14 protein-coding genes and 1 pseudogene are annotated in these 18,501 nt (G+C 34.8%); 9 read left to right on the plus strand and 6 right to left on the minus strand.

The annotated features are described in order from the left end of the window. Window positions 1-392: 392 nt before the first annotated feature. On the plus strand, window positions 393-1,037 hold the full coding sequence (gene fsa / locus BR72_RS12300) for a fructose-6-phosphate aldolase (protein WP_035433408.1): 645 nt from the start codon (window positions 393-395) through the stop codon (window positions 1,035-1,037). A gap of 553 nt (window positions 1,038-1,590) precedes the next feature. Beyond that, window positions 1,591-2,262, plus strand: a complete 672-nt coding sequence (locus BR72_RS12305) for a helix-turn-helix domain-containing protein (RefSeq protein WP_035433409.1) — start codon at window positions 1,591-1,593, stop codon at window positions 2,260-2,262. Between the two features lie 480 nt (window positions 2,263-2,742). On the opposite strand, the gene BR72_RS12315 is transcribed toward BR72_RS12305, so the two are convergent. The 3 genes and pseudogenes from BR72_RS12315 to BR72_RS12335 form a co-directional block, all read right to left on the minus strand. Beyond that, the gene (locus BR72_RS12315) at window positions 2,743-3,897 is read right to left on the minus strand and encodes an MFS transporter (RefSeq protein ID WP_035433411.1); all 1,155 of its coding nucleotides are present in this window, start codon (window positions 3,895-3,897) and stop codon (window positions 2,743-2,745) included. A 459-nt stretch (window positions 3,898-4,356) separates the two neighbouring features. Continuing rightward, window positions 4,357-4,734 (minus strand): annotated as a pseudogene (locus BR72_RS27110) (CAP domain-containing protein); the annotation flags it as partial. A gap of 1,550 nt (window positions 4,735-6,284) precedes the next feature. Continuing rightward, on the minus strand, window positions 6,285-6,824 hold the full coding sequence (locus tag BR72_RS12335; protein ID WP_035433412.1) for a DUF3967 domain-containing protein: 540 nt from the start codon (window positions 6,822-6,824) through the stop codon (window positions 6,285-6,287). A 501-nt stretch (window positions 6,825-7,325) separates the two neighbouring features. Between BR72_RS12335 and BR72_RS12340 the strand changes: the two genes are divergently transcribed. Beyond that, a complete protein-coding gene (locus BR72_RS12340) occupies window positions 7,326-8,498 on the plus strand; it encodes an amino acid deaminase/aldolase (RefSeq protein ID WP_035433413.1) in 1,173 nt (390 codons plus the stop codon). Continuing rightward, window positions 8,486-9,796: a D-arabinono-1,4-lactone oxidase gene (locus tag BR72_RS12345; protein WP_035433414.1), complete on the plus strand. Its 1,311-nt coding sequence runs from the start codon at window positions 8,486-8,488 to the stop codon at window positions 9,794-9,796. Before BR72_RS12340 ends, BR72_RS12345 begins: the two co-directional genes overlap by 13 nt. Before the next feature lie 111 nt (window positions 9,797-9,907). On the opposite strand, the gene BR72_RS12350 is transcribed toward BR72_RS12345, so the two are convergent. Then, on the minus strand, window positions 9,908-10,204 hold the full coding sequence (locus tag BR72_RS12350) for an antibiotic biosynthesis monooxygenase (protein WP_035433415.1): 297 nt from the start codon (window positions 10,202-10,204) through the stop codon (window positions 9,908-9,910). A 446-nt stretch (window positions 10,205-10,650) separates the two neighbouring features. Here BR72_RS12350 and BR72_RS12355 point away from each other — a divergent pair, with 446 nt between their 5' ends. The 5 genes from BR72_RS12355 to BR72_RS12375 all read left to right on the plus strand — a co-directional run bounded on the left by BR72_RS12355 (window position 10,651) and on the right by BR72_RS12375 (window position 14,976). Further along, a complete protein-coding gene (locus BR72_RS12355) occupies window positions 10,651-11,841 on the plus strand; it encodes a 3D domain-containing protein (RefSeq protein WP_035433416.1) in 1,191 nt (396 codons plus the stop codon). A gap of 110 nt (window positions 11,842-11,951) precedes the next feature. Beyond that, window positions 11,952-12,170: a helix-turn-helix transcriptional regulator gene (locus BR72_RS12360; RefSeq protein ID WP_035433417.1), complete on the plus strand. Its 219-nt coding sequence runs from the start codon at window positions 11,952-11,954 to the stop codon at window positions 12,168-12,170. Further along, window positions 12,163-12,636, plus strand: coding sequence for a hypothetical protein (locus BR72_RS12365; protein WP_035433418.1), 474 nt, complete (start codon window positions 12,163-12,165; stop codon window positions 12,634-12,636). The genes BR72_RS12360 and BR72_RS12365 overlap by 8 nt, the downstream gene beginning before the upstream one ends. A 143-nt stretch (window positions 12,637-12,779) precedes the next feature. Continuing rightward, window positions 12,780-14,216 carry a choice-of-anchor I domain-containing protein gene (locus tag BR72_RS12370; protein ID WP_035433419.1) on the plus strand — a complete coding sequence of 479 codons (1,437 nt, stop codon included), beginning with the start codon at window positions 12,780-12,782 and terminating at the stop codon, window positions 14,214-14,216. Between the two features lie 124 nt (window positions 14,217-14,340). Further along, window positions 14,341-14,976 (plus strand): class A sortase, encoded by a 636-nt coding sequence (locus BR72_RS12375; protein ID WP_035433420.1) that lies wholly within the window; start codon window positions 14,341-14,343, stop codon window positions 14,974-14,976. 30 nt (window positions 14,977-15,006) lie between these two features. Here BR72_RS12375 and BR72_RS12380 read toward each other — a convergent pair whose 3' ends face one another. Together BR72_RS12380 and BR72_RS12385 are read right to left on the minus strand one after the other, a co-directional pair. After that, window positions 15,007-16,392 (minus strand): peptide MFS transporter, encoded by a 1,386-nt coding sequence (locus tag BR72_RS12380; RefSeq protein WP_035433421.1) that lies wholly within the window; start codon window positions 16,390-16,392, stop codon window positions 15,007-15,009. Between the two features lie 350 nt (window positions 16,393-16,742). Then, on the minus strand, window positions 16,743-18,320 hold the full coding sequence (locus BR72_RS12385) for a DNA-binding protein (protein WP_035433422.1): 1,578 nt from the start codon (window positions 18,318-18,320) through the stop codon (window positions 16,743-16,745). Window positions 18,321-18,501 lie beyond the last annotated feature (181 nt).

Consider the following 18,501-nt stretch of genomic DNA (forward strand, 5'->3'; position numbering starts at 1 on the left):
CAATAGGAGTGAGGTTGCTTGCTGATTCTATAATAATGATAGTAAACGGTGGCATCATTGAGGAGGAAAAGTAGCAATTTTATCGACAATGATGTTTTTAGGAGGATTACGTTCAATTTTATGGACAGACGTCTGACCACTTGTCTTAGTAATCATTTATGTTTTTATGGAATGTCAGAAGCGTTTGCGAATATTACCGTAAAATGAATAGTAGTAGATATACAAAATCTTGTTTAACAAGCAATATGTAATCGGTATCATTTGAACGGATTTCAATGCAGTTACATCGGTAGTAAGTGTGGCAAAGGAAAATAGTAAAAATTATTTTGTTTGAATTAGACAGTATTAAGAAAAGATAAAAACATACTTACATTTAGAAAGGAAGAAAAAACATGAAATTTTTTATTGATACAGCAAACATTAGCGAAATTAAAGAGGCAAACGACCTTGGCGTATTAGCAGGTGTGACAACGAATCCATCTCTTGTAGCAAAAGAAGGCGTAGATTTCCATGAGCGCATTCGCGAAATTTGCAGTGTAGTATCAGGACCTGTAAGTGCAGAGGTTATTAGCCTAGAAGCAGATAAAATGATTGAAGAAGGAAAAGAATTAGCAAAAATCGCACCAAACGTTGTTGTAAAAGTACCAATGACAACAGAAGGTTTAAAAGCGGTAAAAGCATTCTCTGATTTAGGAATTCGTACAAACGTAACATTAGTATTCTCAGCAGTACAAGCATTACTTGCAGCACGTGCTGGTGCAACGTATGTATCTCCATTCTTAGGTCGCTTAGATGATATCGGTCATAACGGCATGGACTTAATTCGTCAAATCGCTGATATCTTCGCGATTCATGGTATCCCAACAGAAATTATTGCAGCATCTGTACGTCACTCTGTTCACGTAACAGACGCAGCATTAAACGGTGCACATATCGCAACAATTCCAGCAAACGTTATCGCTTCATTAGTGAAGCACCCATTAACAGATCAAGGAATTGAGAAATTCTTAGCAGACTGGGAAAAAACACAAGGATAATAATATAAAAAAAGTGGTTCAACGGATACGTTGAACCACTTTTTTTTTTGTAAGTGCCACTGATATATCAGCTCCTCAACGATATTCGACATGTAGGATGTACTAGAGGGAGCTGACAAAAATCTATTTTGTATAAGTAGAGGGTTTATATATGGTGATTATTTGAATATAATAAATATTAAAATTAAAAAAGAATACGAAGTGGGAAAGAAAACACCGTTTCGAATTTTTTGCATTTGTAGGGACTACATTTCTATCGGGAAATTAAAATAGAGTTATAGCTTGGGGATAAATATTTTATCGAATTGTACAGAAAGAAAAAATATTTCCGGGGGAATTGTCGAAGGATATTCTGTTTATGAATAGTAACAACAGCTATCATTGTCAGCAAAGTGATTATCTCAATATGCTTTTTAAAATGAAAAACATAGAAGATAAATCACAATAAAAAGGTCTGCAACAGATCGTTGCAGACCTTTTTATTGTGATGCTACGATTCGTTTCTTACTATTTAATATTAGAATGAATTAAATTAATTACAGGAGGTACAAACATGAATATCGGAGAGAAGATAAAACATTTAAGACTAATAAATAAAATGACGCAAGAAGATGTAGCCAACCAATTATTTATTTCAAGACAAGTTATATCTAAATGGGAACTTGGAAATAGTCTTCCGAATTTAACCAATTTATTAGCCTTAAGCAAACTATTTAATGTTTCAATTGATTCTTTATTAAAGGAGGATTCAAATTTGCAAAATCAAATAATAAAACAAAGTAATTACAAAAGATATTTGATGATGACCTATGTATACATATATTCTTTATTAACTATTATTGTAATACTTTGTTGTTTTGTTTCTGTTTTACTTATAACAAAAGACATAAAAACATCAGATCTAAAAGTGATTCATTCACACTTTTATAAAGAAAGCGATAAAACAGAAACTCTATATATTTATAGTGAGTTAAAACCTTTTTTCTCTAATTATTCAGGGGATTATGGCTTCAAAATAAAAGAACATGAAATAGATATTCATGCTAATCGAAATTCAATTCCTTTTAAAAATAAAAATGTTTTATTTTCTATTAAAAAAGATATATCTCATGGAATAGATTGGGAAGAAAAGGATGTTTACATTGTAGACGAAAACAATAACAAAATACTTATATATAACCATAAAAATAAACAACTGTATTATCAAAAAAAAGTGACGGAGTAGGTGATTAAAATGAAAAACGTTTATAAGTATATTTTTATAGTAACTACATTTATTCTTAATGTAATTAGTTGTTTACTTATTGCAAATACCTTATTTACAAATGTAGTGTTTTCTACCGTATTTGTGTTTTTTGCTATTTTATTCCAATCAACTACAATTCTATTTATTATATATATGATTAGGAATGATAAGTCTAAAAAAATAAAAGTAATATTATATATTTTTTTAACACTAGATATACTTATCTTTTTATTCTTACTATTCACGGTATATATATTGGTAACATTTGGATTATTGAAACATTATTAATATCTTTCCTGATCTACCCAATTTTTCTATAGGGGCAGCATCACCTGCCTATTAACTTAAGGGATTCATTGTTCTAAAAACAAAAAAATCGATTTCTTCATAGTCAACTATGAAGAAATCGATTTTTCGTTTTGGGGATACTCCAAAATATTAGCTTGATGGCGATAGGGGCTATCCCATCATTGTCTTCTTTAATCTTCCTCGTACATAAATTGTTGAAGCAAAGGTAAACAAGAAAGCTGTTCCAATTATAAAGCTTACGCTTGGTGAGGCGCCGATTGCTCCAATTGTAAATGAACCGGCAACAACCCCTAATGAGAAGAATGCATAAAATAATCCAAATGCTTTTCCGCGATTATCTTCTGTTGTATTTTCAACAAGTAAGGCATTAATAGAAGGAAAGAGAATAGCAAATCCAATTCCGTAAATCATCATGACAATAAAAAGCATGCCCTTTGATGTAAATATACCAAGCAATGAAAGTGCAAATGCCATCACTGCAATACCGATAACCATCATTTTTTGACGATTAAAGAGATCGTATATACGATTTGTTGGTAGTAAGAAGAAAAGGATGGCAGTAATTCCAAAGCTACTCAGCATCATTCCTGTTGTTGATGTTTTTAGTCCTAATGCTTCTATTTTTACCGGCAACATATATGTGACAATTCCTTGTGAAAACATTAAGGTGAAGGCACCGATATATGCTTGTAATAATGGTTCAAATTTTAATAATTCAAGCAGATCTTCTTTGTTCATCATTTGCATCCGTGACGATTTTGTTCTTGTTATATGGTTTGGAAGCAAGAAAAGTGAGATTATTGCACCAAGTATCATTAAGATGGAAATTGTAATGAAGACCCAGTGTATACCAGCTTTCGCTTTCATAATCCCACTGAAAGCAGGACCGATAATAGCGGCTGTTCCAACAGCTGCACCAGATAAAGCCATTGCTTTCCCTTGTTTTTTTGATTTTGTCTGTTTGGATAAGAAAGTGAAAGCAGCTGGTATTAAAAAGCCATCACTAAAACCGTGCAGAAAACGAACGACAATCAGCTGTTCTCCACTTTGAACAAAGACATACAATAAAACTATGAGACTTGTAATACCCATGCTAATATAAAGAACTTTTTTTGCTCCATATTTATCAACAGATGCACCCGCAATAATATTGCCAATCATATTAGCAAACGAGTACATTCCAACGACAAGACCAATAATAAGAGGAGTTCCCCCAAGGTTTTGTGCATATGTACTCATAATGGGTAATTGTGAAAATGTATCGAAAAATGCGATGATAACAATAAAATAAATAAAGTATTTCAATTCTTTCACCTCTCTTGTGCTATTATGACATAATGATAATTTTCTCCGCAATGAAATTGATTGGTATGTTTGGAAATTTACGCATTGGATTATAGAGAAGGGAAGACATTAGAAGACAATAGATTTTACATGTCTTCACTATACTTATATCAATCTATTTAAATTTTTCAACATACAAGTCGCTGTTAGATCACTTCTATGTATGGCCAGATGCTCTAGCCCGCTAAAAAAAAGAGAGTTTTTAATTTGTATGTAAGGAGATTATCTCATGAGTTATTTACAAATTGGAGGTGGGGAATATTTGCCGCTTACAATAATAAAACAGAAGCCATTCGTAAAAATGACTTCTGTCGTTCAAAACTTTTTGTGGAATACCATTATCAAACGGTTGAATTCGTTTCATAATTTAAATTCAAAAAAGTTTTTTGCTAAAAACTCAAGTTTATCAACAATTTTTATTTATTTTTTGATAAAATGTTGCGTCCAAATATGTTCCTGTTCCACATAGCCAACACCTATATAAGTAAAATCACCATTTAAAATATTCGCACGATGCCCCGAGCTGTGCATCCAAGCGTCCATAACTTCTTCTGGTGTTTGTTGCCTTTTAGCAATATTTTCACCTGCTGCGGAATAAGAAATACCAAAACGTGTCATCATGTCAAATGGCGAATTATAAACTGGACTATTATGATCAAAATAATTATTTTTCAACATATCCTCTGATTTTATACGTGCTACTTTACTAAGCTCTGTATCTATCTGTAATGGAGATAATCCCGCTTTCGCTCGTTCCACATTAACTAGCTCCGCAACACGTTTTTCAAACGCATTTAGTACATGACTTTTATTCTCTTGTTTTTTAGCTTCTTCTTGCTTTCTAGCTTCTTCTTGCTTTCTAGCTTCTTCTTGCTTTCTAGCTTCTTCTTGCTTTCTAGCCTCTTCTTGCTTTCTAGCCTCTTCTTGCTTTCTAGCCTCTTCTTGCTTTTTAGCCTCTTCTTGCTTTCTAGCTTCTTCTTGCTTTCTAGCTTCTTCTTGCTTTCTAGCTTCTTCTTGCTTTCTAGCTTCTTCTTGCTTTCTAGCTTCGTCCTGCTTATCAGCGTCGTTCTGCTTATCAGCGTCGTTCTGCTTATCAGCGTCGTTCTGCTTATCGGCGTCGCTCTGCTTATCGGCGTCGCTCTGCTTATCAGCTTCATTCTGCTTATCAGCGTCGTTCTGCTTATCAGCTTCATTCTGCTTTTTAGCTTCTTCCTGCTTTTTAGCTTCTTCCTGCTTTTCAGCTTCTTCCCGCTTTTCGGCTTCCAGCTTTTCGGCTTCCAGCTCTTTGGCTTCCAGCTCTTTAGCTTCCAGCTCTTTGGCTTCCAGCTCTTCGGCTTTCAGCTTTTCGGCTTTCAGCTTTTCGGCTTCCCACTTTTCGGTTTCTAGCCTTTCAGCTTCTTCTTGCTTTCTAGCTTCTTCTTGCTTTCTAGCTTCTTCCTGCTTTTTAGCGTCGTTCTGCTTATCAGCTTCATTCTGCTTATCAGCTTCATTCTGCTTTCTAGCTTCTTCCTGCTTTCTAGCTTCTTCCTGCTTTCTAGCTTCTTCTTGCTTTTTAGCTTCGTCTTGCTTTTCAGCTTCCTGCTTTTCAGCTTCCTGCTTTTCAGCTTCCTGCTTTTCAGCTTCCCGCTTTTCAGCTTCCCGCTTTTCAGCTTCCCGCTTTTCGGCTTCCAGCTTATTAGCTTCGTCTTGCTTTTCTTTTTCCTGTGCCTCACTAACTTCTGCTGGTTGTATTAAATTATTCATGTTGTTTAAATCGCGATTGTTGTCCGTTTGTTCTAGCTTAACGAAAGTAGATTCCTTCTGTACTTCGGTAGAAAAAACTTCTTCATCTGAATCGCTATCGTCCTCATTTTGAGGTGAATCACTAGTGTGATCTGTCTCAATTGATTGTTTCGGAATATTACTTTCATTTTCTGAATTCGGAGGATTCTCATTTTGTGATTGGTTAGAAATATTATTTTTAACGTCTACTTTAGAAGAATCACTCTTACTTGGTTGTTCAGAATCTTTATTCTCATGTACATCCGCTACATCATCATGAGACTTTTTCGAACTTGTTTTCTTGTTTTGACAACTAACGCATAGGAATACTGCAACCAACACAACAGTTAGCAAGAATATTAAGCGTTTTTGTTGTTTATTTACTGACATAAACTACTCCCAACACTCAAATTTGAGCTTTCCTTTTTGTGCACAATATTTAACATAATAAAATCGTCAAAAAAAGTCTAGCATTTTCAAAAAGAAAGGAAAACTTACGTGATTTCACTAAAAATAAAGTGAAACTTTAATCAGTAAAGGTCTTGCTGCCCGCGAATTAAGAAAGAAATATGTATATAAATGTAATTTCAGTTCTTTTCAAAAAAGAAAACTTTCCACCAAGGTCTTTTCTTTGATTTTGCTATTTCTCTTTTTACATTTTGCATCTCTCTAAGTAATTGTGTTAATGTACGATCTCTTTCTGCTATTGCGATACGTTCTTTTTGTTCTAAATGTTCATTTAATTTTTGCTGTAGCTTACTTATCTCGTTGCTTTGTTTTTGAAGCATCCTCATAAGATCTTGATGAGCATTATTTTCTTTTTTCAAATTTTGGTGTATTTCTAATAATAGAGGGTCATCATTACATGTATTCCTCTTAACTACCATTGTCGTGGGATTGCTATAAGCTTTGGTCAAAATCATTTTGATTTCTTCTTTATTCTTTCCTTTTTTATACCATTGTCTAATCTCTTGTAGTGTAGAAATACATGTTTCATGAAAAAGATAAACTTCTTCTTCTTTACGCATAATTAAACATGATTGATAATCCTCTACATAGCGTTTTGCCGTTTGAATAGGTATAGATGTATTTCGAGCAATTTCTCGAAGTGTAAGCCATTTCTCCATGCCTTCTCACCTTTTCAATTAATTTATTACATAACATAAGTATAGATTATATCATTTATTCATAATGTTAGTAATAAACGAATGGGGAGTTACAGCACTCTTTATAAAATATGTGGAAAAAGGAAACTACTCAGTCACTCTATGAAAAACCGACAGAAAAGCCTTTTTTTAATGGTCAAGAGGGACTGGCTATGTATAGGAGCGGTCAGGGCCTTTTTCTGCTACGTGCAAAGTTTTAAAACAAAGAAAGGCAGAAAGGTGTAGGTCCGTTTTGATCTTCATGATAGCAATCTATATGTTGAAAAATGAAAGTAACTTTCTATAGGTAATAAGGGCGTATTTTCACTAGAATAATACCTCTTATCAAACTTCTAAATGAAATGTATGGCTGAGTAGTTACGAAAAAAGTTTCTTCGGTGAGAAGGAACTTTTTTCTTTAGAAGAGGAAATTTTTATTTTCTTTCCAATATATATAGGAAATATATGGGAGGGGGAAGCGATGTGGATCGTAGAACGTTTCAAGGACTTTCAATGCCATGCGCATTTCTTAATGAAGATGCATTAGAGAGAAATATTCAATCTATTATTCAGCTTCATAAAGGAAAACGTATTAGAATTGCGAGCAAATCATTACGTTCTGTTTCAGTGATGAAGAAAATTTTACAATCACATTCTTGTTTTCAAGGAATTATGTGTTACTCACCAGCGGAGGTTCTGTTTTTAATTGAACAGGGATTTGATGATTTATTGCTCGGATATCCAGTTTGGGATGAAGAGGCTTTGAAGAAAATAAGTATACTTACAAAACAAGGGTACAAGATTACTTGCATGGTAGATTGCGAAGAGCATATTTTGTATTTGGAGCATATTGCTTTGCAAGTAGAGGGAATGTTTCGTATTTGTTTTGATATTGATATGAGCAGTCGTTTTCTTGGCTTTCATTTTGGAGTAAAACGGTCTCCGTTGCGCATTGCAGAACAAGTATTACAAGTGGCTAATAGAGTTTTACAATCATCCTGTTTGAAAATAGATGGTGTTATGGGTTATGAAGCACAGATAGCAGGTGTAGGGGATCATGTACCAAAACAAACATTACAAAACAAAGTAGTTTCTTATTTAAAAAGACGGTCTGTAAGAGAAGTTACAAAAAGACGAGGGTTCATTGTACAAGCATTAGAGCAAAAAGGAATTTCATTACGCTTTGTAAATGGCGGAGGAACAGGGAGTATAAAGACAACCGTTCAAGATGAGTCTGTTACGGAAATTACGGTTGGGTCTGCTTTTTATTCTCCAGTGCTTTTTGATTATTATAAAGACATTGCATTTGAGCCAGCAGTTGGATTTGTATTACCGATTGTCCGCCAGCCAGAACCTCATGTTTATACCTGTTTAGGTGGAGGGTATATTGCATCGGGAATGACTGGAAAGGATAAGCAACCGCAGCCGTATATGCCAAACGGAGCAAAATTACTTCCATTAGAAGGAGCAGGTGAAGTGCAAACACCTGTTTACTATGATGGAACAGAACAATTAAGAATTGGCGAGGGGATTGTGTTTCGGCATAGTAAAGCAGGGGAGCTATGTGAAAGGTTTTCTTCTTTATATCGCATTTCTGCTGGTGAAGTAGTAGGAGAATATCAAACATATCGGGGGGACGGACAATGCTTTCTATAAGGGGCCAGAAGTGGCGGAATTGGACAGGGAATGTACAAGGAGTGCCGCAGTATACGATGTATCCGAAAAGCATTGAAGAGGTTGCTGAGGCTGTGAAATTTGCAAAAGAAGTTGGAAAGCGTATTCGTGTGGTTGGTTCAGGTCATTCATTCACATCACTTGTTCAGACAGATGAGATTTTAATTTCTTTGGATGAATTACAAGGGATGATCGAGATTAATTCACAGACATTAATCGTAGAAGTGTGGGCAGGTACAAAGTTATATCAGTTAGGTGAAATATTACAAGAGAACGGATATGCACAAGAGAATTTAGGGGATATTGATGCACAGTCTATTGCTGGGGCAATTAGTACAGGAACGCATGGAACGGGGATTTCATTTGGCAATTTAGCAACACAAGTTGTGGAAGTAACAGCTGTCCTTGCATCAGGAGAAGTGATTACGTGTTCTGAAAAAGAATATCCACAATATTGGAAGGGGTTTCAATTGTCACTTGGCATGCTGGGGATTATTGTGAAAGTTAAATTAAAAGTCATTCCAGCATATTCACTTGCTTATGAAAGTAAAAAAGAATCATTTGCTACTGTTATGAGTAAATTGGAAGAATATAAGAAAAATCGTCATTTTGAGTTTTTTATCTTTCCGTATGCTGACGATGTTCAAGTGAAAATTACAAACGTAACGGAGGAAATAGGAGGAGAACTAAAGTGGCATAAACTCAAAACAGCTTTAATAGAAAATATGGCTTTTTCATTGTTATCAGAGAGTTGCCGCTTTTTTCCTTCTATTAGTAAGAGTGTTAGTCAATTATCCGCAAAGGGAGTACCCAATACGAAAATCATAGGTCCGAGTTATAAGGTGTTTGCAACTGCTCGCAATGTCCGTTTCTATGAGATGGAGTATAGTATTCCGGCAGAATCTATGAAAGAGGCAGTAGAAGAAATTTATGATCTCATTTACGAAAAAAATTTTCAAGTACATTTTCCCATTGAATGTCGCTATGCAAAAGAAGATGATATTTGGTTGAGTCCGTCATATGGAAGAAATTCTGCGTATATTGCAGTTCATATGTACAGAGGGATGCAATACACATCTTATTTTCAAGAAGTCGAACGTATTTTTCAAAAGTATGAAGGGCGTCCGCATTGGGGGAAAATGCATACAATGACATATGATATGTTGCAACAAGTATATCCTAAATTGCATCATTTTTTAGAGGCGAGGCAAACAGTAGATCCTACAGCAATGTTTTTAAATCCGTATTTAGCGAAAGTATTTTCGTTACATATGGAATAAAGCCATACAAACTCCTTTCTTTTAGGGGAGAAGAGAGCATCTGACCGCGTATAGAAACGGTCAGTTTTTTTTTTCGCCTTAAAATAAAAGGAGAAGGCATATATAAATGGTTTAATAATGTAGCTGAGCTGCATTGGATTTGGAAGAAAGAATATACGGTTGAATTTGCTGCTGCCATGTAATTGCAGTAGCTTTCTTTTTATAAGTTAGCCATTCCTGGTAGTCCTCTTGCGTTTTCCATAACGTGCGAATGAAGAATTCTGTATGATCTCTATCATGTTTTGTATAGGAGACTTCTATATTAATAAAACCTAGCGTATTAGGCGATGGGTAATATTGTTGTAATGCTGTAAGTACTTGTTTTTCACAATTTCTTTTTATATAAAGCATGTTTGTCACAATAAACATAGCGGCCACCTCTTTTTTAAGATAATAAAGTAATAAGGTAAGTATCGTTTTTCTTTAGTCATAACATCTTAAAGATTCACCCCTAGTAAGTCATTGCTTACATGAATGGCTCCTCCGTTCCAAATGGATTCAGCAAAAAGTGTTTATATAAAATATAATACTATTCAGAAAAGTTTGCGTAAATGTAAGGAAGACGACAATTTTTTACAAAAAATAAATAGGGATGCAAAATGATAAAAAATATGAACTTATCAATTCAGTTTTTTTATATTAAAATTAAAACACTATTTTTAAATATATTAATAAAAAATGGAATATCTAATATATTTATTACAAGTTTTCTGTTAATAGTAATATTTTTCCACTAAAAATAAACTGTATTTAATACGTTTGTAAACAAACTGTAAAATAAATCATGTATAAATGTAAGAGAAGGGAGTCGGATTATGAACTATTTTAAGCGTATCAGTAGTCTTGTATTAGCTGGATTTATTTGTTTCACTAGTACAGTTGCTGTAAAAGCTGAGTCAAACGACGAGAAATTAAACAACATGCAGCAGCAATTGCAAAATAATAACAATGACATTCAGCAAAAGGAACAAGAAAAACAGGCTGTAATGAAAGACATTGAAGGAATTCAAAAAGAATTATCAGATTTAAATAATACAATTACAAAAAATAAACAAGAACAAGATGCGATTCAGCGTAAAATTGATGAAACGCATAAACAAATTGAGCAAAAAGTGAAAGAGATTATTAGTTTAGAAAACAAAGTACTTATGCGTAAAGATATTATGAGAAAGCGTATAATCTCTGTTCAAGACAGCCCAAATGTAAGTTTAGTAGTAGAAGTAATTGTAGATTCAAAGAACATTGCAGATTTCTTGCAACGTATGACTGCAGTTTCTACAATTATGGATGCAGATAAAGAGATTCTTCGTTTACAAGAACAAGATCTTCGTCAAATTGAAGCCGATAAAAAGATAGTTGATGAAAAAGAAAAATCTTTAGAAGGCGATAAACAAAAATTGGCAAAAGTACAAGCTGATTTACAAGACAATTTAAAGAAACGTCAAGAACACCTACAATCTGTACAAGCGAAGTATAATCAAATTTCTAGTCAGCTTACACTTGCTGCACAAGAAAAAGCAAAGATTGAAGCAGATATGAAGGGTGTACAAGATACAATTGCTCGTGAACAACAAGCAGCTGCAGAGCGTGAAAGAGCTGCAAAAGAAGCACAAGCATCGCAAGCACCACAAGCACCACAAGTAAGTGACAAGCCTTCAGATAGACGAGATACACCAGATGTGCCTACTAAAGGCGGTCGTGAAATTTTTGTAGAGGCTACGGCTTACACAAATGACCCAAGTGAAAATGGGGCAAAGCCAGGAGAACATGTATACACTAGATGGGGACACTATGATTTAACTGCTAATCCAAATTTAAAAGTAATTGCTGTTGATCCAAAGGTTATTCCATTAGGCTCACGTGTACGGGTTCAAGGATATGGAGAAGCTATTGCTGCTGATACTGGTGGTGCAATTCAAGGATATCGTATTGATGTTTTCGTACCGGATAAAGGGGCTTCTAGCGCTTGGGGTAGAAGACAAGTTCGTGTTACTATTTTAGATTAAAGTAAAAATCTACTTTGCAAAAGCAAAGTAGATTTTTTTTATAATTAAATGTTAAGTTAGTTTTACATTTTGTAAAGCTTAGCATACAATAATGGTAAGAGGTGGTAAAAATGACCATTTACAATCGAGTAAAAGAATTACGAGCCCGTTTTCATTTTTCACAAAGTATATTGGCTGAAAAGGTGGGGGTAACGAGACAAACGATCGCTGCTATTGAAAAGGGGGATTATGTCCCGTCATTATTATTAGCGCTTATGATTTGTGATGTATTTGGTATGCAGATGGAAGAGGTATTTGTACTGCAAAAGGGGGCGGAAGAAAATGAATAGAATTGGTCTTTCTTATGTAATAAATATGGGTATACTTGTTCTAGTGGGTTGGTGGGGAATTGAATATTTCCATATGGCTACCGGCTTTGCAAACTCTATACGTAACGAAAAGCAAACGTTGAATGTGGTGATGGATCTAACGCCCACTGTATTAATCTGCATTGTGGGGATAGGATTATTAATTGGTTACAAAATACAAAAAAAGAAATATAAGAAATTATCATTTTGGACATTTCCGTTATTAGTTCCAAGTGAAGATGAGAGAGAAGAATTATTGACTGCAAAAGCGTGTCTCAATACACTTCTTTCATTATGGTGTATTATACCTTTCGCAGTTGTCGCGTTAGCTTTTTATCCACTATTCAATCAAAACATTCCAGAATATCCACTATACGTATTATTTTTCATTTCGCTAATTACAACTACAGTATTTCATATTTCTTTATATCGTAATAAGGTTGTGTAAAAGGTGTGCCAAAGAGCACATCTTTTTTTTGAGAATATAGGGGATTTTTCTGTGTTTTTACAAAAGTTTAATGAAATGCTATAGGGAGAGTTTACAAATCCTTTTTACAATAGAAGAAGTATTGAAATTGGGGGGATTAGAGAATGAGAAAGGCTTTGCTCTGTGGAGGAATTATAGCAAGTGTATTATGGACAGGCAATCATGTAAACGCAGAAAAAATCAATCAAGAAACGAAACAATTTGCCGATAAAATAGAAAGTTTACCAAAAGGGAGTATTTCAAATCCAGCATTTCGTGGGCAAATAGAGGAAATGGTAAATAAATTTATTCGTAATAAGCATAAGAATACAAAAATAGAAAGAACGGCTATTTTTTCAATGCCAAGCAAAAAAGCAGAAATCGCGGTATCTTCACCAGATGGTAAGACGTTAGTTGTAACAGAAGCAGACTTAGGACAAATTAGCATCCTTTCAATTGAAAATTTACAAGATATTCAACTGAAAGGGACAGTGAGTTTGAAAGGAATTCATTCCGAAGCAGAGGTGACGAGTACAACAGTTACACCAGATGGTAAGTATGCATTCGTTGCTTTTCGTACCGGGGATAACTTGTATAATGCGCATAGAGGAAAGATAGCAGTTATAGAATTATCATCCAAAAATATTGTGAAAATATACGAGGTGGGTGTAGGGCCAGATTCTATTGCTTTATCAAAAGATGGGACAAAGCTTGTAGTTTGTAATGAGGATGAAGAAGGAGATCCAAATGACGGAAATGAAGTCAATATGAAAAAAACAAAGCGACCGGGTACAATTTCTATCATCACGTTCCCTAATGGAGATGTATTGAAAGGAATTCACCATGAGCTATCAATTGATATAAGTCAGATTGGAAATGGAACAGTGTACAAGCATGATCCGCAGCCAGAGTATGTGGCAATTAGTCCAAATGGAGAAAAAGCGGCTGTTACATTACAGGAAAATAATGCAGTTGCTATTGTTAATTTGCAAGGACAAAACATTGAAACGATATTTGGCCTTGGAACAACAAAGCATAAAGCAGACTTGCAAAATGATGGTGTTGTTTCTTTTCAAGATGAACTGATTGCAAGACCAGAACCAGATGGTATAACGTGGGATCAATCGGGGCGTTTTGTAATTACTGCTAATGAAGGAGACCTAGGGAAAAATGAATTTAAAGATGGTGTGAAATCAGGTGGACGCAATATATCTGTATGGAGTCAAAACGGTTCGCTTGTATATGATAGTATGAATCTTATTGATGAAAAAGTGGCAGCTAAAGGTTTATATTCAGATAGTCGTAGTAATAGCCGAGGTAGTGAAGTAGAAAATGTTGCGACAGGAATAATACAAGAAAGTCCGATTATGGCTGTGGCTGCTGAAAGGGCAAATGCAGTACTCTTTTTTGATATAACAATCCCGATGTTCCCTGTTTATATTGGTCTTGTTCCTTCAGGAGGAAAAGCACCGGAAGGGATTCATAAGATTAGCAACCGTAATATATTTGTAAGTGCAGATGAAGCAGATGGAACATTGAGCTTTTATTGTTTGCAAAAATGATAATCATGGCACTTCCTAATAAGGAGTGCCATTTCCTTTGTCTTGTACATGTCACTTGTATATCTAGCATTCTTACTTTATCATTTTATATAAGGAAAATTTTGTGAAGGAAAGGAACTGGAGTATGAATAAGAAAAAGATTTATAGTATATTAGCACTTCTTTTATTTATTGTGGGTGGCGTTTTAATTGCCAAACCATTTTATGATGGTTACAAAGCTGGAAAGATGCAAGACGAAAACATACAAGCTATTAAGAAAATGAAGTATGAAAAACAAGAAACGAAATTTGTTGATGCTTCTAAAATAAATCAACCGGACTTAGAGGATGTGGCAAATGCTACATTAGATAAGAAACAAGTGATTGGGCGTATGTCGATTCCGAGTATTGGATTAGAACTACCAATTTTAAATGGTTCAACAGAGAGAAATTTATTATCAGGCGCAACAACAGTAAAAGAGAAACAAGAGATGGGAAAAGGGAACTATGCATTAGCAGGACATAACATGTCGAAAAAAGGTGTGTTATTTAGCGATATTTCGAAACTGAAAAAGAATGATAAAGTATATTTATATGATAGTGAAAATGAATATGAATATGCGGTAGAACAAGTAACGGAAGTCACACCGGATAAATGGGAAGTCGTTGAAGATCAAGGAAAAAATGAAGTAACTCTTATTACATGTACATCTGTACTTGATAATTCCAAGCGATATGTAGTATCTGGGAATTTGGTGCAAACGAAAAAAATAAATAATTAAAAAAAGATGAGGGGCATCCCCTCATCTTTTTTAGTCCATCCATTTTGCTAATTTTTTGGAAAGTAATAGTAAGATACATCCTAAGAAAATAGCGACAGCTCCAATAATAGCAAATACTTCTGAATAACCTAATGAAGTTGTAAAGTTTGCTAACTGTCCACCTAAAATATTCGCGACACCTGTACTTGCTAACCAAACGCCCATTAATAAAGATGCGAGTTTGATAGGAGCAAGTGCACTTACCATTGAAAGTCCGACTGGAGATAAGAATAATTCCCCTAATGTATGGAATAGGTAAGTAAAGACGATAAAGAGTAAGTTTGCTTTTTCTGTAATTTGTTGTTCATTACTTCCTGTTTTTAACGTAGCAACAACAAGAACCATATAACCAATTCCAAGTAAGATCATCCCAAGAGCCATTTTTGTTGGGACTTTTAAATCACCACGTTTTGTAGAAGCAAGCTTTGTCCAAAATGCAGAAACAATCGGTGCTAATAAAATAATGAACAATGGGTTTACAGACTGAAACCAAGATGTTGGAATTTCCCAACCGAATATAGAACGGTCTACAAAGCTATTTGTATATAATGTTAAAGAACTACCAGCTTGTTCAAATCCAGCCCAGAAGAAAACAACAAAACACGTTATAATGATAATCACAGCTGTATGCTGTTTCTCTTTTTTCGTTAATGGTGTATTGCCAGCTGTTTTGTTTCCTGTTCCTGTTTGTAACGCTGCTGTCGGTTTTTTACCAATATCACCAAGAAAACGATTTGATAATGTTACAAATAAAATTTGTCCGATAATCATCCCGATAGATGCAGCCAAAAATCCATAGCGGAAACCGTAATGCATAACGCCATCTACTGTTGTTTTAAACAAATCTTCTGATAAATATCCGCAAACGAGTGGAGCGAGGAATGAACCGACGTTAATTCCCATATAGAAAATTGTAAAAGCACCATCGCGGCGCGAATCGTTTTCTGCATATAATTCTCCGACAAGAGTGGAGATATTTGGTTTGAAGAAACCGTTCCCGATAATAATGAACGCTAATCCGAGGTATAGTCCTAATTGGCTTTGCAGTGCAAATAACGTAATGTTACCAATTGCAATTGTTATACCGCCAAGTGTAATTGCTAATCGTCTACCAAGATAACGATCGGTTAAAAATCCGCCAATTAATGGGGTGAAATAACAAGCCCCTGTATAAAATCCGTAAATTGTAAGTGCCCAGCTCTTACTAAAACCAAGCCCACCGTTTATTAAGGCAGTTGTTAAATATAATGTTAATAATCCTCGTAATCCGTAATAGCTAAATCGTTCCCACATTTCTGTGAAAAAGAGTAAGTACAAACCTGGAGGATGCTTCTTTTTTGGCTGTTGTTTTTTATCTAACTGTAGCGCAGATTCCATATGTAATTCCTCCTAACATAAAAAACAAAGTAAATAGTTTTAGATGATTAATAGTTTACTTTATTAACTTTTTAAAGTCAATAAAGGTCTATTTTTTGTAAAAAATTATTCACAGATAATGTGGGGGAGAATAAACTTTGAAACAGTGCTTTCTTCCGTTATCGCCCGTTCTTTGCAATATATCGGTGATTCGACACAATTTAAAGACAATTCGACAATAATTAACATACAAGTAGTCGATCTACTGAGCTGAATCATACTAAAAAATGAAAGGAGCTATCCAAAAAGTTTCACTTTTTGGATAGCTCCTTAATATATAAGAATAATACTTTTGGGCAGCCCTATTCTTTTTATTTAATAGCAGATGTTCCAACTACAACCGTTTCACTTGCTTTTACAGTCGTGTTTTGACGAAGGCGTAATGTAGCTTGCCCTGTTGTATAAGGAGCAATTTGTACATTTACTACCTTTTCAGCGACACCTTGGCTATTTGTCGTAAAGGAAAATGCATTACTATAACCGTAAGAAGAAGGCCATAGGCCGTTTTCATTTTGAACTTTTGCTACTTGTGTGCCACCACTTGTATAAATACCTAAAGAGTAATTATTGTAAGTAGTGTTTGGTAATAAATGATTTGCTTGTATTTTTATTTGAAATACACCGCTGTTTGGAAGAATGCTAGGGTGAATAAAGTTATAATCTTTTGTTGAGACGTTTCCATCATTATTATTATTGCTATTATTATAGCCGTAAGAGCCAGACTTAAATGTACTTGAATTAAACCATTGATATCCTTGGTTAGGGGCACCCCATGGTTCTGGTTGCGGCTCAGTTGATGCACTTGGTTGTTCAAATGTTTTTAATGCTGTTGGTGTGTCTAGCTGTAATCCGCTTACTTGGTTTAAACTAGTATATGTTTCTTTTGTAGAGAGCCATTTTACAACATTTGTTAATAAAGTAGCGTCGCTTTCTTCTTTATATCCATCATATGTTTTTTTAGACTGTCCCGTATCTTCACGAACATATTTTGGCGTTGCGTCTTCAACTGGCGAAGAGTCACCGATAAAGGCTGCTTTTCCTAAACCAACTTTTGCGACTGCAACGAAAGGACCTTCAGCGATGCCGCCGCCGTTATATACACCGCTATCAACAGCGTTATTCCACTTAGGTAAACTTTCTGGTAAGTAGACAATTCCTTTTGCTACATTTGGGTTTACAATTGCAATTGTAGATCCCGCATGCATGGCAACAGATGAAACACCCGTAGTAATTCCGAATGATTGATCAGGTGCTACAATTTTATTTGCAGAAACATCACCAATTGCATTGTAGCGAAAGCGTACGCCAAAGTTGTTTGCTAGCCAGTCAGAACTTTCTACACCTTGCATAGCTTGTGAAGATGTTTCTTCAGAAGACATCCCTTTTGCTGGATTTTCCCATGCTCCGCGGCGATACCCGTTGAAAACTTCTGAGGAATCCCAGCGATTTTTATTGCGGTCTGCATTATAATGATCGGCTATAAAAAAGATACTTCCGCCATTTTTCACATATTGCAGCATCGCATCTTGTTCTGATTTTTTATACGGAATATTTGCTTCTGGAACGATAAATACGTTGTAATCTTTTAAGTCATCATACGTAATAGGTGTTGATTTACGTAGCTCCTTTACAAAGTAGCCTTTGTTTGCAATGCCATTTCCGAAATCAGAAAATCCGCCATCAATAACCCAATCAGCTGTTCCTGCCGTTTGAGCATGTGTATTATCAAATAATACTTTTTTCCCAGCGTTTTCGTTCACAATTTTTGCAGCAATTTGCGGAGCTGGATCTAAAGCGCTTTCAGCAAAAGTCGTCGAACTAAATACGGTAGCCATACTTAATGTCAATCCTGTTGCGAGTGTGAGTTTCAGCCATTTTTCTTTCTTCATAATGAATCCCCCTAAAGTAAGTTAGTTTAAGTAAGAATGCGATTCGTTCAGCTAACTATCAGCTAATCATACGGATAAAAATGCCCCCTATATTAATTTAACTAAATATAACGAAAGAAAAAAGAGGGAATTAATAAATTTTTGTAAACTTATCGTGAATTTTGTTGAGAAATATTTTTAC

The organism is Bacillus sp. UNC322MFChir4.1 (assembly GCF_000746135.1).
In the GTDB taxonomy this organism is placed as follows: Bacteria; Bacillota; Bacilli; order Bacillales; family Bacillaceae_G; genus Bacillus_A.